Annotated in this window: 10 protein-coding genes; 8 read left to right on the top strand and 2 right to left on the bottom strand. The window is 23.5% G+C overall.

What is annotated here, in order from left to right; translation table 4 throughout:
• The first annotated feature begins 49 nt into the window (after positions 1-49).
• Together AAHM97_RS03470 and AAHM97_RS03465 are read left to right on the top strand one after the other, a co-directional pair.
• Positions 50-715 (top strand): type 1 glutamine amidotransferase domain-containing protein, encoded by a 666-nt coding sequence (locus tag AAHM97_RS03470; protein ID WP_342268554.1) that lies wholly within the window; start codon positions 50-52, stop codon positions 713-715.
• Positions 716-1,074: 359 nt separating this feature from the next.
• On the top strand, positions 1,075-1,992 hold the full coding sequence (locus tag AAHM97_RS03465) for a hypothetical protein (protein WP_342268553.1): 918 nt from the start codon (positions 1,075-1,077) through the stop codon (positions 1,990-1,992).
• Positions 1,993-2,559: 567 nt separating this feature from the next.
• On the opposite strand, the gene AAHM97_RS03460 is transcribed toward AAHM97_RS03465, so the two are convergent.
• Together AAHM97_RS03460 and AAHM97_RS03455 are read right to left on the bottom strand one after the other, a co-directional pair.
• Positions 2,560-2,757: a hypothetical protein gene (locus tag AAHM97_RS03460; RefSeq protein WP_342268552.1), complete on the bottom strand. Its 198-nt coding sequence runs from the start codon at positions 2,755-2,757 to the stop codon at positions 2,560-2,562.
• 18 nt (positions 2,758-2,775) lie between these two features.
• Complete coding sequence (locus AAHM97_RS03455; RefSeq protein WP_342268551.1) at positions 2,776-3,858, bottom strand: hypothetical protein; 1,083 nt, start codon at positions 3,856-3,858, stop codon at positions 2,776-2,778.
• A 676-nt stretch (positions 3,859-4,534) separates the two neighbouring features.
• On the opposite strand from AAHM97_RS03455, the gene dcm reads away from it, so the two are divergent.
• The 6 genes from dcm (at position 4,535) to murQ (ending at position 13,618) form a co-directional block, all read left to right on the top strand.
• Positions 4,535-5,785, top strand: a complete 1,251-nt coding sequence (dcm, locus tag AAHM97_RS03450; RefSeq protein WP_342268550.1) for a DNA (cytosine-5-)-methyltransferase — start codon at positions 4,535-4,537, stop codon at positions 5,783-5,785.
• A gap of 9 nt (positions 5,786-5,794) precedes the next feature.
• Complete coding sequence (locus tag AAHM97_RS03445) at positions 5,795-6,457, top strand: hypothetical protein (protein WP_342268549.1); 663 nt, start codon at positions 5,795-5,797, stop codon at positions 6,455-6,457.
• 10 nt (positions 6,458-6,467) lie between these two features.
• Entirely contained in the window at positions 6,468-8,939 is a 2,472-nt protein-coding gene (locus AAHM97_RS03440) for a DUF262 domain-containing HNH endonuclease family protein (protein WP_342268548.1), read from the top strand.
• 698 nt (positions 8,940-9,637) lie between these two features.
• On the top strand, positions 9,638-10,477 hold the full coding sequence (locus AAHM97_RS03435; RefSeq protein WP_342268547.1) for a MurR/RpiR family transcriptional regulator: 840 nt from the start codon (positions 9,638-9,640) through the stop codon (positions 10,475-10,477).
• A 104-nt stretch (positions 10,478-10,581) separates the two neighbouring features.
• Positions 10,582-12,138, top strand: coding sequence for a PTS transporter subunit EIIC (locus tag AAHM97_RS03430; RefSeq protein ID WP_342268546.1), 1,557 nt, complete (start codon positions 10,582-10,584; stop codon positions 12,136-12,138).
• A 652-nt stretch (positions 12,139-12,790) separates the two neighbouring features.
• Positions 12,791-13,618, top strand: coding sequence for an N-acetylmuramic acid 6-phosphate etherase (gene murQ, locus AAHM97_RS03425; protein WP_342268545.1), 828 nt, complete (start codon positions 12,791-12,793; stop codon positions 13,616-13,618).
• Positions 13,619-13,898: the final 280 nt, after the last annotated feature.

Raw genomic sequence — 13,898 nt, 5'->3', positions numbered from 1 at the left:
TTAGTTAAATTATTTAAAAAATTTAAATTTAATATAGAAATGAGAAACTATGAAAAAAAATATTTTAATTGTTGGTACAAATGCAAATAATATGAACGGACACCCAACAGGATTGTGAGCTGATGAAATTATCGAACCATGGGAGATTTTTAATGCTAACAATTTTAAAACAACAATAAGCAGTTTATTAGGGGGCAATATTCCAATTGACCAAATTTCTATTAACAATGATTATTTAGAAAAGTATGATAAGGAATTAAAAATAATCACAAATTCAAAAAAAATAACAGACCTTGATTTAGATGAATTTGATGCTATTTACTTTGCTGGTGGCCATGGTGCACTTGTAGATTTTGCAAATTCAAAACTTGTTAGTGATTTGATTAATAAGTTTTTAGATGATAATAAATATGTTGCTGCTGTATGTCATGGATTATCTGCATTATGTAATGTTAAAAGAAATGACAAATGAGTAGTAGAAAATAAAAAGATCACCGGTTTTACAAATACAGAAGAAATTAAGGCAAAACTTGAAAAAATAGTTCCATTTTCTTTAGAAGATGTTTTAGTAGAACAAAAAGCAAACTTTATCAAAACCGATGATTTTTCTGCCCACACGATTGAGGATGGTTTAATTTTGACCGGTCAAAATCCTCAGTCTAGCAAAAAATTAGCAAACCTTATTGTAAATAAGATAGATTCTAAAATTGATTAGTAAATTTTTAGATAGAGGAGCTCGATTGATTATAGTTTGAACATAAATAAAAACCCTTTTAAACCCTAAATTTTAATGAAATTTACACCTCTTCAAATAGGCTATAATTGTTTAATTAATTATTTAAAATAAATTTTTATTTTTTTGATTGCAAATATTTCTAATTAATAATCCACAAGTAGCACTAGCATTTAAGAGAGTAAAATAGCTGTAATTTAGCACACTAGCGGGTCCTTTATTTTTATTATATTTGTGATAATTTATTTATAATTAATGAGGTTGTACATAAATTTATAATAAATCAAGATATTGGTGTATAATAATAATGTGTAGTGAAAGCTACCACTCAGGAGGAAGAAATGAAAAGATTATTAGGATTTCTAGCATCTATTGGAATTATGGCTGGTGGAGCATCAAATGTTATGGCCATGACACCTATTAATAATCATCAAAAAATTGACAATAATGGAATAAAAAATTATAATTTAAAGGAAAAGGATCGTATTTCTGGTGAAAAAACATTAGTATTTCAATTTTCTGGTTGAATTGATAAAAATAAAAAATTTGTAGGTGGAGACGCTGATTATACTAGTTCATTAATTAAACAATATAATGATATACAAAAATGAGTTGTAGAAAACAAAGCTTCAAACATAGAATTAAAATCAACTATAAGCAAATTTGCTGCTACAGCAAATTATGGTAGAAGACAATTAATAAATGATGTGTCTTGATTATTTCAAAAAGATGTAAAAATCAAATCTGCAATAGCACATTCAGAAAGTGTCGGTTATGGTGATTATTCTTACTCAAATACTGTCAAGATTTTAGTAAATGGGAATGAAGAAATAAAAAATTTCAATAGTTATGGAGAAGAAGTGTTTGCTGATTTTCAATTGGAATCAAAATATACTATAGATATTAATTTTGACTATGATGTTAAAAATGATATTAATTATACTGATAGCAAATATAATTCAGAAATTAAATTACCAGATATAGGTATAAAATTTAGCGCAAATGATATTGAAACTATTTTGTCTTATTCTAAATCTACATATTCTAATTTAGTTAATAAATATATTAACTCTGTAAAGGGAACAAGTATATCTCACAATAATGTAATAAGTATATCAAAGGCTATAAAAGGTGAAGATAATAATTATACAATAGGGGATAAATTTCAAGATTCTTACATTGTAACTGACCAAATATTTTATGTTTCATTCACATCAATAGATACTGATGGAACATTTAATATGTTAATTTCTTATTAAAAAAAATTATAAACTCAATATTTACTAGTAAAAATAGCTTAAATTTGATTATCGAGTATATAATATTTATTATTAATATAAACAAATATCGCTTCTAATGGGGTGATATTTTATTATTTTTAAAGTTATTTTTTTATATCTAAGATCTAGTATATTTACTAACTATTGAAAAATCTCTAATATACGTTTACATCTTTAATTTCTTTTTTAAATTGTAAAAAAATCTTCTTTTTTATTATTGGCAGATACATTTTCTTTCTTAGAAACCCTTATTTATTAATAAATACCATTATAACTAATAAAAAACCATTATATTTTCTAATAAACTTTTAAATTATTCCCTTGCTTGTAAATACTTCTTACTAAAATATAATGGTAATATTAAAATTGGATAACTATTCTTAAATATTTCACGTTATTAGAAGATTACATTTGGATTAAAACAACAATAGATTTTTCAGCATCATAAATATTCAGTTAAATAATTTGTGTTTAATCAAAATTTCTAAATAAAAATATATTTGTAAAATAGAATGATAAGCATGGTTAACCCTAAGGGGAGAGAAGTTAAATAAATATCTCACCTCTTTTTTGTTTGTAAATATAAGTTTGTAATAAATTTTTGTTTTTAATAAATGTTTTGAATGTTTTGTAAAAATCTGAAAGTGAATTAAAGTGATTTCCAACTGATAAATAGAATTGTTCTTTAATTCAACCATTTAATGCCTCGGTTGATGAATTGTGTTTAAAACCTGAATCGGACATTGATATTATAAAATTATGCTAATGATTTTCATAATTTAGAACTTCATAGGAAAGATTAGCTGAACCTCTATCCATTTGAACTATACAATTTGTGAAGTCATTTTTTGACAGATATTTAGATATACCATATAATGTTGAAACAACAGTTTTTTTGTTTTCACCCTGACCGATTGAATATGACACAACCTTTCTAGTAAATCAATCATAAGCAATTTCACATAATAACTTAGTTCTTTTTCCATTTATAAATAGATCTTTAAATCAAGTTCCATCAATACCAATTTTTTGTCCTGGACATGTTGTATATGTATCATTTCCAATTAAATCATTTCTAATGTTTTGTTTAATTCGCACTGCCTTACTTCTCTTAGTTCAAGGAACAGCTACAGGAAATTTTAAGGGGTATTTTAATTGGTAATCTCGAATGATTTTTCGGCTAACATTAACATTATATGTAGTTTTTATCCACTTATTTATTGTAAAAGCACTCCCAGGAGCATTAAATGCTGTATAAAATTTAGTAATCATATCTTCTGTATTAGGATTAGCTTTTGATATATATTTAGGGATGAAAGGTGGATAATTTCAGTATTTGAATTCCGATTTTTTTAACAAATTAAAACGTTTTTTGAATGCATAATATTTACTTACAGATACTCCCAATACATCACACATTTTTTTAACAGTTGCAGCCCTTTTAAATTCCTTTATATATATTTCACAAAATGAATGATGCTTATATGAGTTAGTCGTCATCTTCTCCTTCATGTCACGCATCTGTCATGAAGGATCGAACTTTTTTAGCACATTGTTTTGCATCTTAAGTTTTTCATTTTCCCATTTTAATTCTTTATTTTCTTGCTTCAGTTTTTTCATTTTTTTATTGTTTAATATTTCTTCAGATTCAATTTTTGTCATATATTCTTCTTCTTTCATTGAAGATAATTTTAATTCTTCAATATTATTATACCTAATAATCCAATATGAAATAAGCGGTGCACCAGAAGTTATGTTGTATTTTTTAACTATTTCACAAATTTTCATTCCATTTGAATAGTCTAATATTGCTTGATATTTTGTTTTGTAACTATATTTTTTCATAAAAAAAGTAACCTTTCTAATAGTGAGAGGTAAATATTATTTCCTCCCTTAGGGTTACCTTTGCTAATATGAAAGAAAGTTAAAGTAGTTTTTAAATGATTAATAAAATTGTTAATTATTTAGTGATTTAGATCTTTAATTGACAAATTATTTTTAAAGTCAGAATTAGAAATTTATTCTATAAAATTATTTTTCTGTTTCATACAATTGAGAACCTCTTATGAAAGATTAGCTAAAAATCTATCTCTTTATATATAGTTAGAAAAATTATTTTTGTGAGATATTTAGATATACCATCTAATTTTTGAATAACTTTCGAGTATTTTTATATACTCCAATTTAGTCTATATATACACCGAATAAGAACCAGTTTTTATATTTTAATCTTTGTTTTAATCTTCGTTTTGCTTTTTACACTTTTTTAAATCATGTCTTTGTGTATAAAATAATAATTATTTAATATTTTTTTTACTAATTTTTAACTTTTCAATCTATTAAAAAATAAATTTTATTTTTTTTATCACCCGTACACTAAACTTTTCGTGCATAAAAAATTAGGAACTATTAACAATATGTGATAATTTCATAGATAATATAAATTTTTAGCCAATTTTACAGCAGAATCCCCTTGCTTTTTTTTTTTTTTTACAGGATAATAACTAAGTGAGGTTTTTAGTTGAAAATAAATGTACTAGAGTTATTCTCTGGAATAGGAGCACAAAGAAGAGCGTTAGAAATATTAAATAAACAATTTAAAACTAATTTTGATGTTATTGCCATAAGTGAGTGAGATATTTGAGCTAATATAGTATATAATACAATTCATAATAATAAAGAACAAAATGATATTATTGATATAAATGAGAAACTTGAATATTTAAATAATTTTACACATTCGTTTGATTCAAAAAATCCTGCAAAAAATTTAAATAAATTATCTGATAATGAAATAAGCGATCTTTATTGGTCTTATAAAAAAAATAATAATTTAGGAAGCGTTACAGACATTAATGAGGATATAATATTCTCTAAAATTGGAAATATAAAAATTGATCTTTTAACTTATTCATTTCCATGTCAGGATCTATCTAATGCTGGTAAAAATTTTGGAATGGCAAAATCAGAAAATACAAGGTCAAGTTTGTTATGACAAGTTGAAAAAATTTTAGATATTTTAAAAGTAACTAATCGCTTACCAAAATATTTATTATTAGAAAATGTAATTAATATGCTTTCACCAAAACATAGAGTTGATTATGAAAAATGAATATCGAATTTAAGTGAAAAATATGGTTATAAGACAGCAACGATGAAAATAAATGCAAAAGATTATGGTATACCACAATCTAGAAATAGGGTTTTTGCAATAAGCACATTAAATAAAAAAATAGATACTGGCTTCTTTACAAATAAATATACTAACACTATTGACACTAAATCACTTTTTAGAAATATTATGATTGAGAGTTTAAAAAATACTATATTTAAAAATACAAAGCTTGATTCGTATCTGAGGACAAATTATAAAAATATTAAATTTTTTAAAGAAGCTTATAATTCAATCCCAAATAATACTCAAAGTAGAATAAAAATGGGAAAAGAAAACCCAAAATTAAATGATAATAAGAGAGAATATTCTAGAACTATAACAACAAAACAGGATAGACACCCAAATGCAGGTGTTATTAATATAGGTTATAGTTTGCTTAAAGATTATATAGATGATAGTAAGTCAGAATATAGATTTTTAACACCAAGAGAAACTTTTTTATTAATGGGTTTTGACGATATTGATATTGATAAAATTTATGACGAATGTAGTTATATAAAACCAGATATTTTATATAGACAGGCTGGAAATTCTATTGTTGTCAATGTACTAATAGTTTTATTTTATTACATTTGAAATTTAGAAAATATAGAATAAGGTATGATTATGAGCAATTCAAATTTTGATTTAATGAGTAGAATCAAATTATTCTATTCAAATAACGATATTGGTTATAATAGTGAAATGAATTTTTGAAGAATTGGAACATCTATATCTTCAATGATTGAATCATTTATTAGTGATAATAAAAAATGTTTTTATCTAAATGGCCAAGATGATAAAGGAAAGTACATTGTTAGTTCAAAAAAAATGCCGTGTTCTGCAACAACTATACATCAATCAATTAGAATAGGTTTAATATTTAATGTATTTAAATTTGAAAATAACTTTAAAGAGTTTATAACTAAAAAAAATAAAGATTTTATCAATGCTTGAAAAACAAATAAACTTGTATTAGAATATAATGAAGATTTAAAAAGTTATAATAATGCAGCTTATTGAATCATTGATAAAAAAGAAGATATTAGAAAAAATTGAAAAATGATATCAAATAATTATCCTAACTCTTTTATATACGATGACTTAAGAGATATTATATTTAATATTAGTATATATAATTTAAATTATAACGGAGAACTCAATAATCAAGAAATTGAATGTTATTTATCAGATCATAGAAAGAAAAAAAATTTCAAAGAAGGTAATTATTTCAGAGAGTATAAATTAAACAAAAATTTATTAGATGCGTTTAAAATTTTAATAAAATAGGGGGACATATATGAGCAAACATTTTAGTTTTTTATTTGATACAGAATATAGCAATATAGCAATAGAAATAGAAGAAATAGAGAAAAAATTAATTAGCAATCCAGACGACAATTCTTTTTTTATAGATTGTGGGATAGTATTAGAAAAAATATTAAATCAGAATATTAATATAACTACGCAACTAAATCAGTCGCTTAGTAAATTAATCAAAGCATTCATAGATAGTGAATCTGCAATTATATCCAAACAATCATTAGTAAATCCTGAGTTAGAAAACGCAGGCTTTAACAATGTAATCAAGAGAGCTTTATATTTTATACGTGATGTTAGAAATAGAGCGGCTCACGCTGATAATGAAAAGTATTCATATGGTAATAATGGGATTTCCTTTAAAATTAATGCTCTTAATGCCCTTTATTGTATAATGTCTTATATTATATATGAGCGCAGTAATAAAAAATTTAATATCGAACCATTTGATGAAAATATTTATTTTGAAAAACTTAATATGCCCGCTATTAAAGATGTTGAAAAATACAATTTTAATGATTTAAGCATTGCAATCGAGTCTGCTCATCTTGCAAAGTACATATTAAATAAAACTATATACTTCATCATTCCTGAATATCAAAGAAAATATGTTTGAACTATTGACCAATGCAAAGATCTTTATTATAGTATATTAGAAAAAATAGATAAAAATGATATAAATTCATCATATTTAGGAACTATGGCATTTTCATCTGAAAGTTCTAATGAAGAAAAAATGGTAAGAGTAATTGATGGCCAACAAAGAATAACAACATCATTATTACTATTAATAGCAATTTATAATTCATATTGTAGCCTTAAAAGACAAGATATTGACAATACTATTGTAATTCCAAGTGAATTAAAACATTTTTTTGAGAACTCTAATTATACTGAAAGTAAAATTGATTATCGATATATTGCCTCAAAAGAAAAGAAAGAATTAGAAGCATTAAAGTTTTATTTAAAGTTAGATAAAAGTAAGAGTTTAAATGAAGTAAAAAATATGTTTTTTGGTACTAATGTGTATAATAATTATAATTGATTTTATGAAGAAATTAGTACTTTTGATTATGAACGTCTTAATACTTTTTATGAAACTTTTTATAATAAATATGTATTTGCAAAAATTTTTTTTGATATTGAAAAAAGTTCTGAAATGGAAATATTTGAGGATTTAAACTCAAAAGGTACAGACCTAAGTAGCTATGATTTGGTAAAAAATCATTTATTTAATTGCATTGAAAATAATTCTTATAAAGCCAATAAAGATTTAATAACTAAATCCTTTATCGATAATTTTGATATTGACCATTATAAGAAAGATGTTAAAGAAGATAAAGTTGATATGCACTATTTAGATTTTTTATATAACTTTGTAACATATAAACACGCAATTTTGGGTAGTAATGAAAATATTGATAAAAACAAACTATCAATATTAAAAAATTTTAAAATAATTTACAAAAATAATAATATTGATTTTAGTGAATATAAATTAAGATGTGATGAAATTGGTAAATATTTTAAAATATTTATGGATATTGAAACAAAAAAATATTTAAACAAAAGCAACTGCTTAAATTTTTCTTTAGTAGAATTACAAAATCTTGAACAAAAAGATTTATCAATAGTTTATTTTTGGTTGATAGATAATCTTGGGGAGTGAGATCAAGGCAGTCGTGAAATTACCATTTCTAAGGAAAATAGAAAATATTTCAGAGATTCACTATTTGCAATAGAGAAATGGATTTTATTTTTAATTCAAGTGCGTGGTACTGGTCAATCACTTAAAAAATCATATTTAATGATGATTGATTTTCTAGAGGCAAATATTGATAAAAGTGATAATAAAGATCTAGAAAATATTCCTAAATTAATCAATAATTTCATATCAAGAAAAGATATAAAAGAAGAGAAACATAAATTGAACAATAATACTTTTTTACCACAAGTAGATGAAATTCAACAGTCATTAGTTAATAAAATATTACAAACAAAAATTCAAGAAGCGTTTTTAAGAAGAATACAATATCATCTTATTAATAAATCAAATACAACTAATCAAAATATTTTTAGAGAAAAAGAAACTATAGAACATATAATGCCAAAAACATTAAGTAAAGACTGAGAAAATATGTATAAGGGTATGTATGGATATTCAGCAGAAGATTTAGAAAATAAACATCTAAAATATTTAGATTATTTAGGAAATTTACTATTAATTGAACATAAATCAAATTCAAAGTTGGGAAATAAAAAATTTGATATAAAAGTAAAGGAATATGAAAAAGATTCAATTGTATCTATTTGCGCAAACATTAATTTTACATATGAAGATAGAATGCGAAATGTGATTAGTTCTGATACTTGAAAATTTGAATATATTGAAGAAAGAACAAAAATTATGGCAAATATGCTAATTAACGATATTTATAAGCTTGATAAATAGAACCAAAAGAACAAAAGTGATAATATTCGCTAAAGATTATAACCTTAATGGTATTGAATATCATAAAAAAATGATATTTTTTTGTGTTTAAATAAACAAAAGTAACATAGGTGGAGGAAATAATATTTACCTTGTACTAAAAAGGTTACTTTTTTATGAAAAAAATATAGCTACAAACAAAGTAATTTCATTTTTAAATCATGCAACAAAATAAAGATTAAGGAAATAGATAAAAAACATAATATAACTTTCATATTAACAAAACGATGAAGAAAATATAAATTATAAGCAATTGGATATAGCAAAATTAGCAAGATAATTTAGATTCTCTAAATCTCAGTCAATGAAAATCCTTAAATTCATCTATTGAAAGGGTGATTTTAGCATTATTATCGCAATCTAAAATTAGATATGAACAAATAAAATTACAGATTAAAAAACACTTTCAAAAATTATTATTATCAAATAAAATAATAAATATATAAGAAACAAAATTTGAATAAATATTAGAGTATCATATTTTTATAAATAATTACTTAAAAAAAGATTGGATAGGATAAAAAATTCTATTTTATATTAACCCAATAAGATCTAATTATTACTTTTTTATAATCAAAAATAATATAAAATGATTATAATAGTGATTTCATCTATGAAACAGATGGCAAAATAAAAATTATTGTTGTTGGGGGTAAATAATGAGTCAATTTGATATATATGATGAAATATTAAATATTTCAATGAATAAAAATAATAAAAGTTATTACATTGCAAAATATTTCATTGATAATTTGGATAAGATATATGATATGAAAATCTCTCAATTTTCTAAAAATTCCTTTTCAAGTTTGTCATCAATTCATAGGTTTATAAAACAACTTGGATTAAGTAGTTTTAAGGAATTAAAATTTATTTCTAAAAACATTACAGATTCTAAAAAAGGAACAAGCGGTGTTAAGGAAATACTAAATAACAGTATTGTTGAAAATATATATAATGAAAATATTGAAACAGCAAAACAAACCTATAAATTACTAAATTCACAATATAAAAAAATATTTGATATATCAAATAAAATATTAAATAGCAAAAGAATAGTAATAGCAGCTTTTGGTGGAACATATAATATTGCTAGAGATTTTTACAATAAATTACAACGAATTGGTATATTTTGTAATATATCTCAGGATGTTAATAATCTTTATTTTTTAAGCAAATTACTAACATCTAATGATTTATTTTTTATTGTTTCCTATAGTGGAATAACTGAAGAAATATTAAAGGTTATAGAATATTTAAATATTAATAAAATAAATAAGCCATTTATTGTATCAATAACTAAAAATGTTGATAATCCTGTTATGTTAAATTCTAACATAAATATTGTAGTAGCTTCAAATGAATCTATTTTTATGCAATCATCTTCATCTTCTCGCAGTGCTTTACTTTTTGCCCTTGATAGTATATATTTAACAATTATAAATTCAGATAAGGAAAAATACATTGATATTTTAACTAGAACAACTCTTCATAAATAGATAAATATTCCAATTTTTGACATCTTAGTTTGTATTTATTTTTTTTATAATATTTTTTCCCAATGAGATTAAAATTAAATCATCCATAAGAAGGGAGATAAATTATGAAAGAGAAGAAAGATTCATTTAAAACCGCTAGTGATATTTACGATATTTTTCAAAATAGCATAATGTCATACACTAATTGTATGACAAGATTAAGAATTAAGGTTAATGAAGATTTATTCGATAAAATAAAAATTGATGATATAAAATCAATTAAAAATGTTATCGGGGTCATAATAAACAATACTGAATTTCAGATTGTTTTAGGAGTAGGTTTTGTAAATAGAGTTGCTAGCGATTTTAAAAAAATTTTGGAAATGAATAAGCTGAACAATATTCAAGACAATATTTTTAATGAAAATAGTAATAGTTTAGAAGCAAATAGAGAATCTAATTTTATAGATAATAAATTTGATTTAAAAAATAAAAATAAAAATAATCTAGTTTTTATTTTTAATAAATTTGGTAATATATTTACACCTTTAATTCCCGCTTTCTTAGCGGCTGGAATTTTACAGGCAATTGGAAGTATTATATTAACATCCTATGGGCAAAAAAGTCTACCAACACCAGCAACTTCTTGAGTAAAAATAACTACACTATTATTATCTTTGCTAATTCAGATACTGTGTGTTATAATAGGGTGAAATGCTGCAAAGGAATTTGGGGGGACTCCAATAATTGGCGCAATCCTAGCGTCAATGTACACCCCCTTATTTGGGCAAATAGTGGCTAATGTATTTGTTATAGAAAGTAATAAAACATCTGCTAATTTTATTGGTATTCACATTAATGACATAAGTAATAATTGATTTACCGTTGGTATTTTTAGAGATAAAAAAGCTGATGGTTTAACTGGGTCAATTTTAGGCGCTATAACAATTTCTATATTTGCATCTTTTATTCAAGTTGAAATAGAAAAAGTTATTCCAGATTCAACTAAACTTATTTTAACGCCATTGCTTGTGTGTATTATTTGCTTAATGCTTCAATTTATTCTTTTTGTACCAATATCTGGTTATATGTTTAAAGGAATGTCATTCTTTTTTAAACAAATTACAACAAATAAATGACTATCTCCATGACTTGGTGCTATTCTAGCCTTTATATTTTTATGACTGGTAGTCTTTGGTATCCATCAAGGTCTTACACCTATATATTTAATATTAATATCAGATACAGGTTTAAATACATTATTTCCAATAGTTGCAATGGCTGGTGCGGGACAAGTTGGTTCTTCTGCTGCTTTATTTGTTAAAGCAAAAAAAGGATCTAAATTGAGAGCTCAAATAGCTAGTGCAATATTTCCGGGAATATTAGGAATAGGTGAACCATTAATTTATGGAATTATGCTACCAAGACTACGCGCATTTTTAACATCTTGTTTAGGGGCGGCTGTTGGCGGTTTATTTATTGGTATGCTTCCGTTATTTGGTATATATATTGGCACAACAGCTATAGGTTGTTCTGGACTTTTAGCATTACCTTTACTTAGCAGTAGCTCAGGGCAAGTTTGAGTTGGTGTGTTATTTTACTTAGCAGGTCTTATTGTCACATACTTTTCAAGCTTTGTGATCACATATTTATTTGGTACAAAAGGGGTGGATTTAAATTAATGAAAAGTTAAATTCTAATATAGGAATTAATATTAATAAGTATTTAAATATTTCAAAAAATATAACATAGAATATGTTTCTATGTTAGAAGATATAATAAAAACGAAGAAAAAATTTCTTGTTGACTAATATAAAAAAAATAAAAAAGATCACCAGTAAAAACAAAAATTATATGATGTTAACAGAAAGAATTTTAATTTATTAGATTTTAATAACACTAAATTATATAGTATTTTATTAGATAAAATACAATTTATAAATAGTTATTTAACTTGTCACATAATAACTTTAAAACAGTTATTTAATTGTTGTCTATTTAAAAACACTATTTATATTGACAATTTATTTGCAAGTTAAAAAAATTAAAATTACTAAGAGTGTATAATATTAGTGACAATATTATTTCTTAAAGTTAGATTTAATTAATTCATAATTATAAAAATAAAAATATCAAAGTTTAATATGATGTGTATTAATAAGGGTTATATTTAATTAACACTAAAAGTGTAAAGACTATACTGGGGGCTAAATATTTAATTTAAAAATATAAAAATATTAGCGCGATAAATGTTACATTTAAAACTAAACTTGCAAAATGAATAATTAAAAATTTATATTAATGGGCAAATTTAAATCTTAAAAGGAGAAAATAATGAAGATTAAAAACATTGATACAGAAGAAAGAAACATTAATACTATAGATATTGATAAATGTTCATCAATTGAAATTATTAAATTAATTAATAACGAGGACAAAAAAATTGCATATGTTATTGAAGAGAATCTAGAAGTAATTGCAAAGGGAATAGATTTAATTTTTGACAGAATTAAAAATAATGGGAGGGTGTTTTATATTGGTGCTGGTACAAGTGGAAGAATAGGTATTTTAGATGCAAGTGAGATCTTGCCAACTTATAATGATGCAAATACATTTTATGGTATAATAGCTGGTGGTGATAGAGCGATAAAGAATCCCATTGAAGGGGCTGAAGATTCAGAAAATTCATTTGCAGAGGATATTAGTAGCTATAATTTATGTGCAAATGATGTAATAATAGGGATTGGTGCATCAGGGATGACCCCTTATGTTGTATCAGCACTAAAATATGCTAAAAAAAATAATTTATTAAGCATTGGTTTGTGTATGTCTAATTCAAATATTTTCAATAGTATATGTGATCTAAATATAAAAATAATAACTGGACCCGAAGCTATAACTGGTTCAACAAGAATGAAGGCTGGAACAGCTACAAAAATGATTTGTAATATGATTTCAACAGCTATAATGATAAAAAAAGGCAAAGTTTACAGTAATTTAATGGTTGATTTAAAAGCGAGTAATGAAAAATTAAGAAAAAGATGTGTTGATATATTTATGACTATATCTTTAATTAAGAATAAAAAATATGCAACAAAAATTCTTATCGAAAATGACTGAAATATAAGAAAATCTTTAGAAATTATAAATAAAAATAAATAATATACTATATAAGTAATAATGTATGTTAAATATGAGTTACAAATAAGCAAATATTTATAATATTTTTGAATATATTAAAAATTTTGAGAAAACTTCAAATGAAATTTCTATTTTTCTCATGTAAAAAATACTTAATTTTTAAATAAACGGCGAAAATTATCGGAATTGAATTAAAACTAAGTTGTAAACATAAAAAAATGTTTTTTTTGTATTTATTTTCTTGTTTAGATATAAAACTATTAATTGTATATGTATTTTTAATAAAATTATGTTTTTAGTT

It is taken from the genome of Spiroplasma endosymbiont of Aspidapion aeneum (assembly GCF_964031045.1).
In the GTDB taxonomy this organism is placed as follows: domain Bacteria; phylum Bacillota_I; class Bacilli_A; order Mycoplasmatales; family Mycoplasmataceae.
Note: the sequence above shows the minus strand (reverse complement) of the source record. Positions and strands in the feature narration are given on the sequence as shown.